The sequence below is a fragment of the Cognatundibacterium rugosum genome (assembly GCF_014284365.1).
Lineage (GTDB): Bacteria > Pseudomonadota > Gammaproteobacteria > Burkholderiales > Burkholderiaceae_D > Undibacterium > Undibacterium rugosum.
In genome coordinates this window covers 96,275-111,694 of the sequence record NZ_JACOGG010000014.1, presented here as the reverse complement: position 1 = coordinate 111,694, position 15,420 = coordinate 96,275, and the positions used below count along the sequence as shown (strand labels likewise).

Genomic DNA, 15,420 nt, shown 5'->3' with positions numbered 1-15,420 from the left:
CTACATCCACTACTATAATCATGACCGTATAAAACTGAAATTAAAAGGGCTGAGTCCTGTTCAATACAGGAATCAGCCCTTGGCCACGTAACTATCAAGCTGTCCAACTAAATGGGGTCACTTCACAGGGCTCCTTTTTTATTGTTTAAATGACCTGCTGTTGCAGATCAAAACTCTTCCCAATCCTGTTCATCACTTTTCCGCGTGGCAGGGCGGTTCAGTTGCGCTGGACGAATCACGGGGCTTTTTGCCGGAGGGCTGCTACGCACTGGTGCCGGGCGCGGTGCTGGCGTGCCGGGGGCTGTGAGATGAGTAACGCGGAATTGCTCAACCACGTGTGACAGTTTTTCTGACTGATCTCGCATACTTTCGGCAGCAGCGGCCGCTTGTTCGACCAATGCGGCATTTTGCTGCGTCATTTCATCCATCTGGTTGATAGCAAGGTTAACTTGCTCAATACCTGAGCTTTGTTCCTGGCTGGCGGAGCTGATTTCTGCCATGATATCTGCTACCTGTTGAACGCTATTGACAATATCTGCCATGGTTTTACCGGCAGTATCTACTAACTTACTGCCGTGCTCTACTTTGCCGACCGAGTCGTCAATGAGCGCTTTAATTTCTTTGGCGGCAGACGCACTGCGCTGTGCCAGGTTGCGCACTTCGGATGCCACCACCGCAAAGCCGCGTCCCTGTTCACCGGCACGTGCCGCTTCTACTGCCGCATTTAGCGCCAGAATATTGGTCTGAAACGCAATGCCGTCGATGACCGCGATGATATCGACTATTTTGTTCGAGCTTTCTTTGATCGAGCCCATGGTTTCAACCACTTGCCCAACCACCTCACCGCCCCTGACCGCAACGCCACTAGCGGAAACCACCAGTTGGTTCGCCTGACGTGCGTTGTCGGCATTCTGTTTGACAGTTGAAGTCAGCTCTTCCATTGAGGACGCCGTTTCTTCCAGCGAGCTGGCCTGATTTTCTGTGCGCGACGATAAATCTGCGTTACCGGAGGCGATTTCAGAAGCGGCCACATTGATAGCCTGTGTACCTTCCCTGACATCAGCGATGACGTGGCTAAGGCCTGCACTGATGCCGTTGATGGCATTCATTAGCATGCCAATCTCATCGCCACGAGTGACTTCCAAATGATCACGCAGATCACCTTGAGCCATTTTTTGTGCTACTTCGGTTGCTTCATGCAGCGGGTGGGTGATGGAATTCGTCATCAGCCAAGCGCAAACGATCGCAAACAGTGAAGATAACAGGATCAATACGACCAGCAGAACGCGGCTGTTTTCATAGCTTTTCTGAATATCTGCTGCGGTTTCATCAATTTGCAGACGCTGTTCTTTGAGGATTTCTTCGACTTTTTTGACGTAGGCGCTTGAGGTTGGCACGAATTTTTGATCGAGCAAGGCATTCGCTTCATCAGCCTGACCTTCCTTTTTGAGCGCAACGATTTTATTACGTGCTGCCAGGTAGGCTTCACGTAATTCACTGACTTCTTTCAGCAGCTTTTGCTCTTTTTCGCTTTTCATTTTAAGCGTGATTTCTTTGAGTAATTCCGCAGAGGTTCTTGAGGATTCAGCCTGATCTGCTTCAAAGAAAGTCGCGAGCGATGGGTCGCTACTCTTGGCGATGGCCGCTGTTCTGCGTATCCCGGTGTGAATATTGCGATACCAGTCGCTCATCAGACGTTCAGTCGCAAGCGGTTCCTGCAACAGGGTTCGGGTCGCTGAGGCAACGGAATTAAGTTGCGTCAGGCCAACCAAGGTCGAGCAGATCGATAACAATAAGATCAGGGCGAAACCCAGACCCAGTCGTTTGCCAACAGAAAGTTGTTTCATTAAATTATTCATAATCAAATTGGGACACGCGAATTTGGAGGAAGGAGCTTTCAAGGGTATGTCACTTTGAAAAATTCCTGTAGCGCAACATTGTAAGTGCTAGATAAGTGTGCATAGATGAAAGCTATTCACTTATGTAGTGTAGATCTAAATCGTCTAGGATAACTGAGTATCGTCGCTTAGACCTTGATTTACTTTACACTGCAGATATTTATACATTCAGATTTCTTATGGCCAGGTTACCGCGGCTGGTGATCCCATCAGCCTTGCATCATGTGGTTCAGCGTTGTCACGAAGGCGTGCAACTGTTTCGGGATGAGCAGGATTACCTGCAGTTTCTAAGCTGGTTGCGTCAGGGGGCGCGTCAGTTTCAAGTGGCAATTCATGCCTATGTGCTTATGCCGGATCATGTGCACTTGCTATTGACACCGGCAGATGGGGATGGCCTGGGCAAGCTGCTCCAATGGCTGGGGCGTTACTATGTTCCTTATTACAATCGCAAGTATGTGCGTATGGGTAGTCTGTGGCAAGGGCGCTACAAAGCAACTGTGCTGGAAGCGGAAAATTACTTTTTGCCATGCAGCGTTTTTGTGGAATCCAATCCAGTCCGTGCGGGTTTGGTGGAAGAGGCGGCGGCTTACCCCTGGTCCAGCTATCAGCATCACGCAGGTCAGCGTATCGATCCCGTCTTGTCTGACCATCCTATTTTTTGGGCTTTGGGTAATACCCCGTTTCAACGTGAAGCCAATTACAAAGAACTGATGGCGCAGTCCCTGAGTAAGTCTGTGATGGATCAATTGCGTCAGGCAACCCAGCACGCCTGGGCCTTGGGTAGTGAAAATTATGTGCAAATGCTGAGTAAAGGCGCATCGCGCCGGCTGGTGCCGGGCAAACGTGGACGACCACGCAAGTTGCCTGTTGCGGAGACGTCCAATTAAGTAAGTCATGCCTGAGACCTTATCGCGCCATCTTGAATTGTTGAAAATAATTACTCTGACCCTATTTAATATAGAGTGAAAAAATAGAGTGATTTTAAACACTCTGACCCTGTTTTATTTCGATTGATGTTTCTATTGCGCTGCACTATTCTCTTTTCCAGACAGTCCATTTTGCCTTCTGGAGATAGTGATGCAAGCTCAAGGTTTATACGATCCTAGCAACGAACATGACGCCTGTGGTGTGGGTTTTGTCGCCCATATCAAAGGTAAGAAAAGCCACGCGATCATTGATCAGGGCTTGTTGATCCTGAAAAATCTCGACCATCGCGGTGCGGTCGGTGCCGACGCACTGATGGGTGATGGTGCCGGTATCCTGATACAGATACCAGACGCGTTTTACCGTGCAGAAATGCTCAAACAGGGTATTAGCCTGCCACCCCCAGGTGAGTACGGTGTAGGTATGATCTTTTTGCCGAAGGAGCATGCGTCCCGCCTGGCCTGTGAGCAAGAGATAGAACGTGCTGTGCGTGCCGAAGGCCAGGTGGTGCTGGGCTGGCGCGATGTACCGGTCGACCGCGACATGCCTATGTCGCCAACAGTGCGCGAAAAAGAACCGGTGATCCGTCAGATCTTCATCGGACGTGGGCCAGACATCATGGTGACTGACGCGCTGGAGCGTAAGTTGTACGTGATCCGTAAATCGGCTGTCCACGCGATTGAAGCGCTCAAGCTGCTGCATGGTAAAGAATACTTTGTACCATCGATGTCGGCCCGTACTGTGGTCTACAAGGGCTTATTGCTGGCCGATCAGGTAGGTGTGTATTACAAGGATTTGCAGGACAGTGCCTGCGTCTCAGCGCTGGCGCTGGTACATCAACGCTTTTCTACGAATACTTTCCCGGAATGGCCACTCGCTCATCCTTACCGCATGATTGCGCATAACGGTGAAATCAATACGGTCAAAGGAAACTTCAACTGGATGCGTGCTCGCGAAGGCGTGATGAAATCGGCGGTGCTGGGCGACGATTTGCAAAAGCTGTATCCCTTGATTTTTGAAGGCCAGTCGGACACAGCCAGCTTTGACAATGCGCTGGAACTGCTGGTGATGGCGGGTTATCCGATTGCCCAAGCCATGATGATGATGATTCCTGAAGCCTGGGAAAATCACAGCATGATGGACGACAATCGTCGTGCGTTCTACGAATACCATGCAGCGATGATGGAACCTTGGGATGGTCCGGCAGCGATGGCATTTACCGATGGCCGTCAGATTGGCGGCACGCTGGATCGCAATGGCTTGCGTCCAGCGCGTTACATCGTGACCGATGATGATCTGGTCGTGATGGCTTCAGAATCGGGGGTGTTGCCTATTCCGGAATCGAAAATCATCAAGAAATGGCGTCTGCAACCCGGCAAAATGTTTCTGATTGACCTGGAAGCCGGTCGCATTATCGACGACAAAGAAATCAAAGATACTTATGCCAATGCCAAGCCTTATAAGCAATGGATACAATCGGTACGCATCAAACTCGATGGTCTTAAAGGCCAGGCTGCTGAGCAAGTGGAAAGCGCCAGTCTGCTCGACCGTCAGCAAGCTTTTGGCTATACCCAGGAAGACGTGAAATTCCTGCTGACGCCGATGGCGCTCAGCGCGGAAGAGGCGATAGGCTCCATGGGGAATGATGCGTCACTGGCGGTGATGTCGAATAAACTCAAGCCGCTGTATAACTACTTCAAACAGCTGTTTGCGCAGGTGACGAATCCGCCTATCGATCCTATTCGTGAGGCGATGGTGATGTCGCTGGTTTCCTTCATCGGCCCGAAACCGAATCTGCTCGATACCAATAACATCAATCCACCGATGCGGCTGGAAGTCGCACAACCTGTGCTGGATTTTGAAGATATCGCCAAGCTGCGCAATATCAGTGCCAATACCGGCGGTAAGTTCAAGTCCTATGAGCTGGATATTTGCTATCCGGTCGCCTGGGGCAAGGACGGTATCGAAGCCCGGCTGGCGTCTATCTGTGCGGAAGTGGTGGACGCGGTTAAATCCGGTCACAACATCATGATCATCACGGACCGTAAGATGGACGCCAACAATGTCGCGATTCCTGCGCTGCTGGCGACGTCAACCGTGCATCAGCATCTGGTCAGCAAGGGTTTGCGTACCACGACAGGTCTGGTAGTCGAAACTGGCTCGGCACGCGAAACCCATCATTTTGCCTTGCTCGCAGGTTATGGTGCGGAGGCGGTGCATCCGTATCTGGCGATGCAAACGCTGGCTGATATGGTAAAAGATCTGCCCGGTGACCTGAGTGCTGAAAAAGCCATCTACAACTATACCAAGGCGATTGGTAAGGGCCTCATGAAGGTGATGTCCAAAATGGGTATTTCGACTTATATGTCGTATTGCGGCGCGCAGATTTTTGAGGCGATTGGCCTCAACAAATCCCTGGTCGACAAATACTTCCGTGGTACAGCATCGAATGTCGAAGGCATAGGCGTGTTTGAAGTCGCAGAAGAAGCCTTGCGTCTGCATCAGGCCGCCTTCGGTCAGGACCCGGTATTGGCCAATGCGCTGGATGCCGGTGGTGAATATGCATTCCGTATTCGTGGTGAAGACCATATGTGGACGCCGGATGCGATCGCGAAGCTGCAGCATTCGACCCGTGCCAATAACTACAATTCTTACAAAGAATATGCGCAGATCATCAATGATCAGTCTAAGCGCCATATGACTTTGCGCGGTTTGTTTGAATTTAAGATTGATCCGGCTAAGGCAATTCCTTTGGAGCAGGTCGAACCCGCCAAAGAAATCGTAAAGCGCTTTGCGACCGGTGCGATGTCTCTGGGCTCTATCAGTACTGAGGCGCATGCCACACTGGCGATTGCGATGAACCGTATCGGCGGTAAATCTAATACCGGCGAAGGTGGTGAAGATCCGGCGCGCTATCAGCAAGAGCTCAAAGGCATCCCGATTCGCAATGGTGAGACACTGGCATCGGTGATTGGTAAAGAACAGATAGAAGTAGATATCCCGCTGCAGGATGGCGATTCGCTGCGCTCCCGTATTAAGCAGGTGGCATCTGGCCGTTTTGGTGTGACGGCTGAATACCTGAGCTCTGCGGATCAGATACAAATCAAAATGGCACAGGGTGCTAAACCCGGCGAAGGTGGGCAGTTACCTGGACACAAAGTTTCCGAATATATCGCCAAGCTGCGTTTCTCTGTGCCAGGTGTTGGCCTGATTTCTCCGCCGCCGCATCACGATATTTACTCTATCGAAGATCTGGCACAGCTGATACATGATCTGAAAAACGTGAATCCTCAGGCATCGATTTCGGTCAAGCTGGTCTCTGAAGTCGGTGTGGGTACGATTGCGGCTGGTGTGTCTAAAGCCAAGGCTGACCACGTTGTGATTGCAGGACATGATGGCGGTACCGGTGCGTCGCCGCTGTCCTCGATTAAACATGCGGGTACACCTTGGGAACTGGGCTTGTCTGAAACTCAGCAGACGCTGGTACTCAATGGCTTGCGTGGACGGGTCAGGGTACAGGCGGACGGTCAGATGAAAACCGGTCGTGACGTTGCCATTGCCGCGATGCTGGGTGCCGATGAAATCGGCTTTGCCACTGCGCCGCTGGTGGTCGAAGGCTGCATCATGATGCGTAAATGTCACCTCAATACTTGCCCGGTCGGCGTTGCGACACAGGACCCGGTATTGCGTGCCAAATTCTCTGGTAAGCCTGAATATGTCGTGAACTACTTCTTCTTCGTTGCCGAAGAAGTGCGTCAGATCATGGCGCAGCTGGGTGTGCGTACTTATGATGAATTGATAGGCCGCGTCGATTTGCTGGATAAATCGAAGGCGGTCGCACACTGGAAAGCCAAAGGTCTGGACTTTGCGCGCATCTTCCATCAGCCGCAAGCCGGTGCCGATGCAGCAATTCGCCATGTGGATGTGCAGGATCATGGACTCGACAAGGCATTGGACAACAAGCTCATCGCACAAGCCAGACTGGCGCTGGATACCGGTGAAAAAGTATCGTTCATCCAACCGATCAAAAATCTGAACCGCACAGTCGGTGCGATGTTGTCGGGTGAAGTGGCGAAACGTTATGGCCATGCCGGTCTGCCGGACGACACTATCCATGTACAGTTGCAGGGTACCGCAGGCCAGTCGGCCGGTGCTTTCCTTGCACACGGTGTGACGCTGGATCTGGTCGGTGAAGGTAATGATTACGTCGGTAAGGGGTTGTCGGGTGGTCGCATTATTATTCGCCCGAATACAGAATTCCGTGGCTGGGCAATCGATAACATCATTTGTGGAAATACCGTGTTGTATGGCGCGATAGCTGGTGAAGCTTTCATCAATGGCGTGGCCGGTGAGCGTTTTGCGGTACGTAACTCCGGTGCGGTTGCGGTTGTTGAAGGTACCGGTGACCACGGCTGTGAGTACATGACTGGCGGTACGGTGATCGTGTTAGGTCAGACCGGACGTAATTTCGCAGCGGGTATGTCGGGCGGTATCGCTTATGTGTATGACCCGGATGGCGAATTCGAAGCGAAGTGCAATCTGGCCATGGTCAGTCTGGAGCCGGTATTGGCGGGTGATGCGCAAGCTGCGACGGTTGACGCATCTGTCTGGCATAGCATCTTGCGTGGTGGCGAAGGCGAAACCGATGAGGCTATTTTACGCAGCCTGATTGAACGTCACTTCAAACATACCGGCAGTACGCGGGCACGCAACATACTGGATGACTGGGCACGCAGCCGTGCCAAGTTCATCAAGGTATTCCCGAATGAATACAAGCGTGCACTGGCTGAAATGGCAGCAGCTAAACAGGCGCCTGTCAGTGCCAAGGCTGCCTGACGCGAGCTCGCTATCGATGCGGCGCGCATCACTGCTACGCAGAAGGTCTGCACGCAGTGATGCCGCTTAACAGGATTTCAGGGCGATCAGCCCCTTACGAATTGAGGTTTTATCATGGGAAAAGTCACCGGTTTTATGGAGTATCAGCGACTGCAGGAAGCCAGCGAGGCACCGCAGTCACGTAAAAAACATTACAAAGAATTTTTAGTCCATCTGGATGATGCGCAGGCGAAGACTCAGGCTGCGCGTTGCATGGATTGCGGTATCCCGTTTTGCAATAATGGCTGTCCGGTCAATAACATCATTCCTGACTGGAATGATCTGGTGTACAACGGTAATCTGAAGCTCGCACTCGACACACTGCATTCCACCAATAATTTTCCGGAATTCACCGGACGCATCTGTCCTGCTCCTTGCGAGTCGGCCTGTACGCTGGGCATCAACGATGACGCCGTCGGCATCAAATCGATAGAGCACTACATTATCGACAAGGGCTGGGAAAATGGCTGGGTCACGCCGCAGCCGGCCAGTGTAAAGACAGGAAAAAAAGTGGCGATTGTTGGCTCCGGTCCAGCCGGGTTGGCAACAGCTCAGCAGTTGGCGCGCGCAGGGCATGAGGTGACGGTATTTGAAAAAAATGATCGTGCCGGCGGTTTGCTGCGCTATGGCATTCCAGACTTTAAACTCGAAAAGAGTCATATCGATCGCCGCATAGAGCAAATGCAGGCGGAGGGGGTGGTGTTCCGCACGGGCGTGCTGGTCGGTAAGGATTTTCCTGGCAATATCACTAACTGGTCGAAAGAAATCATCAGTCCTGAGCAATTGCAAAAAGACTTTGATGCAGTGGTGATTGCAGGTGGTGCCGAGGTGCCACGTGATTTGCCAGTGCCGGGCCGTGAACTCAAAGGCGTGCACTTTGCGATGGAATTTCTGCCGGCGCAGAATAAGGTCAATGCCGGTGATAAGCTCAAAGACCAGATACTGGCTGCCGGCAAGCACGTGGTCGTGATCGGTGGTGGTGACACAGGCTCTGACTGCGTTGGTACCTCGAATCGCCATGGTGCCAAATCAGTCACTCAGTTCGAATTGCTGCCGCAGCCTCCTGAACAGGAAAATAAAGCGCTGGTCTGGCCTTACTGGCCAACCAAATTGCGCACTTCGTCGTCGCATGAAGAGGGCTGCGAGCGCGACTGGTCAGTCGCCACCAAACGTCTGGAAGGTAAGGCTGGCAAGGTCGATAAGCTGATTGCCTGCAGAGTTGAATGGAAAGACGGCAAAATGCAGGAAGTGCCGGATTCTGAATTTGAGCTGAAAGCAGACCTGGTCTTACTGGCCATGGGTTTTGTCTCGCCAGTGCAACAGGTGTTGGACGCATTTGGTGTCGACAAGGATGCGCGTGGTAACGCCAGAGCGAGTACAGAAGGTGCAGGCTGCTATCAGACCAATGTCCCTAAGGTCTTTGTGGCTGGCGATATGCGTCGTGGTCAGTCGCTGGTGGTATGGGCTATACGCGAGGGGCGTCAGTGCGCGCGTGAGGTCGATCTGGCTCTGATGGGCGCTTCCGTATTGCCACGTTAATCGCGGCATTTGTAATGTAAATATCAACAGGATTCCCTCATCGATACGGGGAATCCTGTGGGAAAAAAGCACAGACAAAGTTTAAATTTAGTGACTTTTTGTAATTAATGACCCAATATTCATTAATTTTCATAGTATTTCTACTACTGGTTTTGAATAAAATTTTATGAATTGATTAAATTTGTGATTATTATTTTTTAAAAATCATTTATTTAAATTAATATAAGTTTTATTGCAAAAAAATCATTTTCAACTCCCCACCTTCTTGAGTGTTCTGCATTACAATCTGGTTTTTGCAAAACACTATTGATTACTGTGTCCAATCTTGTCGAAATTCGTGATATCCAATTCGGATATGGAAGCAGGACTATTTTGTCCGGCCTGCGTATGGATTTCCCACGTGGTAAGGTCATCGCCGTCATGGGTGGGTCCGGCTCTGGGAAAACCACGATACTGCGCCTGATCGGCGGGCAAATCCAGCCACAGCAAGGCAGCGTGACCGTTAATGGCCAGGCTGTGCATACGCTGGATGCTGCGGGTTTGTACGCCATCCGGCGCAAAATGGGCATGCTATTTCAGCACGGTGCCTTATTCACGGATCTGAGTGTGTTTGATAACGTGGCATTTCCCATGCGTGAACACACTAATTACTCTGAAGCGGTGATTCGTGATCTGGTGATGTTGAAGTTGCAGGCTGTTGGCCTCAGAAATGCGGCACATCTGATGCCGGCTGAGATTTCCGGTGGGATGGCACGTCGCGTTGCACTGGCGCGTGCGGTGGCACTTGACCCGCAATTGATCATGTATGACGAACCCTTCGCTGGTCTGGACCCGATTTCTATGGGCGTGACTGCGAATCTGATCCGCAATCTGAATGATGCACTGGGGTCGACCTCCATATTGGTATCACATGATGTGCATGAATCGTTTGCGATTGCTGATTATGTGTATTTCCTGTCTCAGGGAAAAATTGTGGCGCATGGAACTCCGGAACAGATGCGTGACTCTGAGGATCCGTATGTGAAGCAGTTTGTACATGCAGAAGCCGATGGGCCGGTGCCATTTCATTACCCCGGTAAGTCACTGATGGACGATCTGGGTCTGAAGGGGAACGCATGATGTTTGAATGGATAGGCCGTCACATACGGGAAGGGGCGGCAGACCTGGGTTATGCCACACGCTGTTTTTTTTCAATATTGTTCAGTGCAGGTGGCTTGTGGCGCAGGCCTAGGCTGATTACCGACCAGATACACTTTATCGGTAATTATTCGCTGGTGATTATTGCGATTTCCGGTTTGTTTGTTGGCTTTGTACTTGGGTACCAGGGTTACTACACGCTGAATCGCTACGGTTCAGAAGAGGCGCTCGGTTTGCTGGTCGCGCTATCGCTGACACGCGAGCTGGGTCCGGTCGTCACCGCTTTATTATTTGCCGGTCGCGCAGGAACTTCATTGACGGCAGAAATTGGCCTGATGAAGGCGGGTGAGCAGCTGGCTGCAATGGAAATGATGGCAGTCAATCCTATACAAAGGGTATTGGCGCCACGTTTTATTGCGGGTCTGATCGCTATGCCGATACTGACTGCGATTTTCAATGCAATGGGGATCATCGGTGGCTATATCGTTGGTGTGAAACTGATCGGCGTGGATAACGGCTCGTTCTGGTCGCAGATGCAGGCAGGTGTTGAAATCTGGCAGGATATTGGTAATGGTGTCATTAAGAGCATCGTTTTTGGTTTTGCCGTGACTTTTGTGGCGCTGTTCCAGGGCTATGAAGCGCAGGCCACGCCTGAGGGTGTAGCGCGTGCGACTACCCGCACTGTTGTGGTGTCTTCGCTGCTGGTGTTGTGGCTGGATTTCCTGCTGACCGCCTGGATGTTTCAGTAGCAGCCAGGCTGCACTGCGGATTTCGGACACATAAAGATACGTAACGAATTAATTCTCTTGATATTCGCTGGCAAACTTCCGGATGGTGATGGACGTTGCTGCGTAAGGAAATAAAATGCAAAAAAAATCTCTGGATTTCTGGGTGGGTTTATTTGTCGTGCTCGGTGCAGCAGCATTGCTGTTTCTGGCGCTCAAAGCTGGAAATATGAGCGCATTGTCGCTGGAAAAAACCTATGATGTAGTAACCCGTTTTGACAATATCGGTGGCTTAAAACCGCGTGCAGCGGTCAAGAGTGCCGGTGTGGTCGTTGGCCGTGTGTCCGATATTCGTTTTGATGACAAGACGTTTCAGGCGACCGTGACGTTGCAGTTGCAGTCTCGCTACCAGTTCCCGAAAGACAGTTCGGCTAAAATCCTGACGGCTGGTTTGTTAGGTGAGCAGTATATCGGTCTTGAACCTGGTGGTGATGCCCAGAATTTGGCTGCCGGTGACCGTATCAAGATGACTCAGTCCGCAGTGGTACTGGAAAATCTGATCAGTCAATTTTTATTCAGTAAAGCTGCAGACAGCAGTTCGGAACAAAAGAAATGAACGCGAAACCATATATCCCGGGCTATTCCCGTTTGATGGCTCTGCTGGTGCTCATGCTGAGTATGATGCTTAGTGCATGCAGTACCGTGAAAATGGAGCAGATCAAGGCTAAGGCTGATCAAACGCTTGATGTCATCAGCACTAAAACCAATATCGGTAAAAATCCACGTGATCCGCTAGAAGGTTTTAACCGTGTGATGTTTAACTTCAATGACAACGTGGATCAGGCTGTATTGCAACCGGTCTCACGTGCCTATCGCGATGTAACACCCGGTTTTGTGCAAACTGGCATAGGCAATTTTTTTAGCAATATTGGTGATGTCTGGAACGCAGTTAACAACCTGTTGCAAGGTAAAGTGGGGGATAGTGCCTCTGATTTTATGCGCTTTGCATTGAATTCGACCTTTGGTCTGGGTGGTTTTCTGGATATAGGCTCGCCAGCTGGGCTGACCAAACATAAAGAAGATTTTGGTCAGACTTTAGGGCGTTGGGGCGTCCCATCTGGTCCTTACTTAGTACTTCCGGTATTCGGACCTTCTACTTTGCGCGATACAGTTGCGATGCCTGTCGATCTAAAGGCAGACTTGTGGACGTATAAAGAGCCGGTTTATATCCGCAATACCGGTACGGTGATACGTCTGGTGGATAAGCGTGCATCGGTACTGGATGCGGGGTCATTAATTGAAGAGGCCGCTTTGGATAAATATGTGTTTATCCGCGATGCTTATCTTCAGCGGCGTGCAGGGCAGATCAACCCTGAGCAGGATTAAGTCTGCTGTAATCTATTAACTCTGGGGCCTGAACCGGACTTTGCGTATGCGCATTGAACGGTACGGGCTAATAAGGAAAGAAACATGAAATCATTTTTTTACCGCTTCGTTATCACGCTGATGGCAAGTCTGAGCTTTGGCGGTGTCGCGCTGGCACAGGAAGCCCCTGATCAGTTGGTTAAGCGTCTGAGCCAGGAAATTCTGGATCTGGCTAAAAACGACAAGGATATCCAGGCCGGTAACCAGAAGCGTGTATATGACATGGTGGAAAGTAAAATTCTGCCGTATATCGACTTTCCGAGAATGACTTCTCTGGCTGCTGGTAAAAGCTGGCGAGAAGCCACACCTGAGCAACAAAAGCAGTTGACCAACGAATTCCGCACTTTGCTGGTATTTACTTATTCCGGTGCAATTTCCCAAATCAAGGATCAGCGTGTGGAATTTAAACCTTTACGTGCTGCGCCGGAAGATACCGAAGTTGAAGTCCGCTCACAGGTGATTCAATCCCGTGGCGAGCCAATTCAGTTAAACTATCGTCTCGAGAAGCTGCCAGCGGGCTGGAAAATCTATGACATCAATGTGTTGGGTGCCTGGTTGGTAGAAACCTATAAAGGCAGTTTTTCTGCTGAAATCAGCAAATCCGGTATGGATGGTCTGATTAAGACTCTGGTTGAAAAGAACAAAAAACTGGCAGCAGCTTCGGCTAAATCCGGTTCAAAATAATAGGTGATCTGTGTTTACAGTCGGTCAGGAACTCACTCAGCATAATGCAATGCAAGTCATTGCTGCCGGTAAGGCAGCGATACTTGCGGGAGAGTGTGAGTTTGATTTCTCAGGGCTTTCCCAGCTGGATTCTTCAGCCGTTGCGGCGATGATCGCGTGGCAGCGAGATTTGCTGGTAAAAAGTCAACAAATTACTTGTCTTCATGTTCCTGCCGGGCTGGACAGTCTGATTCGTCTTTACGGACTCAGCGCGCAATTTGTTACGCATACCTCTGTACATACACCTGAGCGACATTGACGCTCACGGCAATGAGCCACTGACCTGAACGAAGTTTCGGGTCAGTCCGGTTCTCTCTCTGAAAATCCCCTATAATCAAAGGTTTCGCCACTGAAAATTGGCGCTTACCTTAAATCCACTTTCTGAATGCACTGAAGTGCAAGCACGCCACATGGCAGCCATACAAATTAGCAATATCCAAAAACGTTACCAGTCTTTACAGGCTTTAGGTGGCGTCTCGCTATCGATAGAAGAGGGTGAGTTTTTCGGCCTGTTGGGTCCAAATGGTGCAGGTAAGACCACGCTCATTTCTATCCTGGCCGGCCTCAACCGTGCCGACGCGGGTAATATCAGCGTCCAGGGACATGATGTGGTCAGCGATTATCGCAATGCGCGTCGTAACCTCGGTGTCGTGCCACAAGAGCTGGTATTTGATCCTTTCTTTACCGTGCGTGAAACCCTGCGCATGCAATCCGGTTATTTTGGTATCAAAAATAACGACAAATGGATTGATGAAATTATGGAGAACCTGGATCTGACCAATAAGGCAGATGCCAATATGCGTTCGCTGTCAGGTGGCATGAAACGCCGGGTTCTGGTGGCGCAGGCACTGGTGCACAAGCCACCAGTGATCGTACTGGATGAGCCGACCGCCGGTGTGGATGTTGAATTGCGTCAGACCCTGTGGAAGTTTATTTCCAGACTGAACCGTGATGGTCATACCATCGTGCTCACGACCCATTATCTGGAAGAAGCTCAGGCGCTGTGCAATCGCATTGCGATGCTCAAGTCGGGTAAGGTCGTTGCGCTAGACAGTACCGCGGCACTGATACAAAGGATATCCGGTTCGCAGTTACGCATAACGGTTGCAGCCAGCGGAAATACCCAGTTGCCACAGGTGCTCAGCGATAAAATCATCAGCCATGAAGTGACCGCGGATCCGCGTCAGTTTGTGTTGCGTGTCACCGATTTCAATCAGGTTGAATCCATATTGGCGGCTTTCCGTCAGGCCGGTTGTGTGTTTGAAGATATGCAGTTGTTACAGGCCGATCTGGAAGATGTCTTCCTGCAGATTATGGAGGGCGGACAATGAGTAATATGACTGGCTTTAACACCTTGTTGTACAAGGAAGTGCTGCGCTTCTGGAAGGTTGCGACACAAACCATTACCGCACCGGTCATGACAGCCTTGCTGTATCTGCTGATTTTTGGCCACGTGCTGGAAGAACATGTTCAGGTCTACCCGGGAGTGCGCTATACCGCCTTTCTGGTGCCGGGTCTGGTGATGATGAGTGTGCTGCAGAATTCTTTTGCCAACTCGTCCTCCTCATTGATTCAATCCAAGATCACCGGCAATCTGGTATTCGTCTTGTTGCCACCTTTGTCGCATTGGGAAATTTTTGGTGCTTATGTGCTTGCCGCTATTTTGCGCGGGCTGACGGTGGGTGCGGGCGTGTTTATTGTGACCGCCTGGTTCGCTGATTTGCATTTTGTTGCACCGCTGTGGATAGCCTTGTTCGCCTTGCTTGGCGCAGCGATGCTGGGAACCATGGGACTGATCGCCGGTATCTGGGCAGAGAAGTTTGACCAGTTAGCCGCATTCCAGAACTTCCTGATCATGCCGGCCACTTTCTTATCCGGCGTGTTTTACTCGATACATTCCTTGCCTGCATTTTGGCAGGGCCTGTCGCGCTTTAATCCCTTCTTTTACATGATAGATGGTTTCCGTTTTGGTTTTTTTGGCAAATCGGATGTCGATCCTGTATTTAGTTTAATGATCGTTACCGTCTTCTTTCTGCTGCTGGCGGGACTGGCGGTACAAATGCTGAAGCGTGGTTATAAGTTGCGCCACTAATTTTGAGACATGAATACAAGGATTTCACTGCCGCTGCGATCAGCCGTTAGCAGGCGGTTAAACGGTGGGTGTAAGTCCTGTT

At 50.7% G+C, this 15,420-nt stretch carries 13 protein-coding genes; 12 read left to right on the top strand and 1 reads right to left on the bottom strand.

The window, feature by feature from the left end; translation table 11 throughout:
• Positions 1-91: IS3 family transposase (locus tag H8K47_RS13745; protein WP_186881635.1), on the top strand; the 91-nt coding region annotated here is incomplete at its 5' end.
• Between the two features lie 76 nt (positions 92-167).
• On the opposite strand, the gene H8K47_RS13740 is transcribed toward H8K47_RS13745, so the two are convergent.
• Entirely contained in the window at positions 168-1,847 is a 1,680-nt protein-coding gene (locus H8K47_RS13740) for a methyl-accepting chemotaxis protein (protein WP_186881980.1), read from the bottom strand.
• A 230-nt stretch (positions 1,848-2,077) separates the two neighbouring features.
• On the opposite strand from H8K47_RS13740, the gene H8K47_RS13735 reads away from it, so the two are divergent.
• The 11 genes from H8K47_RS13735 to H8K47_RS13685 all read left to right on the top strand — a co-directional run bounded on the left by H8K47_RS13735 (position 2,078) and on the right by H8K47_RS13685 (position 15,338).
• Entirely contained in the window at positions 2,078-2,785 is a 708-nt protein-coding gene (locus tag H8K47_RS13735; RefSeq protein WP_186881979.1) for a transposase, read from the top strand.
• Between the two features lie 190 nt (positions 2,786-2,975).
• On the top strand, positions 2,976-7,658 hold the full coding sequence (locus H8K47_RS13730) for a glutamate synthase-related protein (RefSeq protein ID WP_186881978.1): 4,683 nt from the start codon (positions 2,976-2,978) through the stop codon (positions 7,656-7,658).
• 114 nt (positions 7,659-7,772) lie between these two features.
• Positions 7,773-9,236 carry a glutamate synthase subunit beta gene (locus tag H8K47_RS13725; protein ID WP_186881977.1) on the top strand — a complete coding sequence of 488 codons (1,464 nt, stop codon included), beginning with the start codon at positions 7,773-7,775 and terminating at the stop codon, positions 9,234-9,236.
• Positions 9,237-9,551: 315 nt separating this feature from the next.
• Positions 9,552-10,355, top strand: a complete 804-nt coding sequence (locus tag H8K47_RS13720) for an ABC transporter ATP-binding protein (RefSeq protein WP_186881976.1) — start codon at positions 9,552-9,554, stop codon at positions 10,353-10,355.
• Positions 10,352-11,122 carry a lipid asymmetry maintenance ABC transporter permease subunit MlaE gene (mlaE, locus tag H8K47_RS13715; RefSeq protein WP_186881975.1) on the top strand — a complete coding sequence of 257 codons (771 nt, stop codon included), beginning with the start codon at positions 10,352-10,354 and terminating at the stop codon, positions 11,120-11,122. The genes H8K47_RS13720 and mlaE overlap by 4 nt, the downstream gene beginning before the upstream one ends.
• Before the next feature lie 115 nt (positions 11,123-11,237).
• Positions 11,238-11,714 carry an outer membrane lipid asymmetry maintenance protein MlaD gene (gene mlaD, locus H8K47_RS13710; protein ID WP_186881974.1) on the top strand — a complete coding sequence of 159 codons (477 nt, stop codon included), beginning with the start codon at positions 11,238-11,240 and terminating at the stop codon, positions 11,712-11,714.
• Positions 11,711-12,484, top strand: a complete 774-nt coding sequence (locus H8K47_RS13705) for an MlaA family lipoprotein (RefSeq protein ID WP_230405189.1) — start codon at positions 11,711-11,713, stop codon at positions 12,482-12,484. Before mlaD ends, H8K47_RS13705 begins: the two co-directional genes overlap by 4 nt.
• An 84-nt stretch (positions 12,485-12,568) precedes the next feature.
• Positions 12,569-13,207, top strand: coding sequence for an MlaC/ttg2D family ABC transporter substrate-binding protein (locus H8K47_RS13700; protein ID WP_186881973.1), 639 nt, complete (start codon positions 12,569-12,571; stop codon positions 13,205-13,207).
• Between the two features lie 10 nt (positions 13,208-13,217).
• The gene (locus H8K47_RS13695; RefSeq protein ID WP_329604173.1) at positions 13,218-13,505 is read left to right on the top strand and encodes an STAS domain-containing protein; all 288 of its coding nucleotides are present in this window, start codon (positions 13,218-13,220) and stop codon (positions 13,503-13,505) included.
• A 151-nt stretch (positions 13,506-13,656) separates the two neighbouring features.
• Positions 13,657-14,577, top strand: coding sequence for an ABC transporter ATP-binding protein (locus tag H8K47_RS13690; RefSeq protein WP_186881971.1), 921 nt, complete (start codon positions 13,657-13,659; stop codon positions 14,575-14,577).
• Between the two features lie 5 nt (positions 14,578-14,582).
• On the top strand, positions 14,583-15,338 hold the full coding sequence (locus tag H8K47_RS13685) for an ABC transporter permease (RefSeq protein WP_186881986.1): 756 nt from the start codon (positions 14,583-14,585) through the stop codon (positions 15,336-15,338).
• Positions 15,339-15,420: the final 82 nt, after the last annotated feature.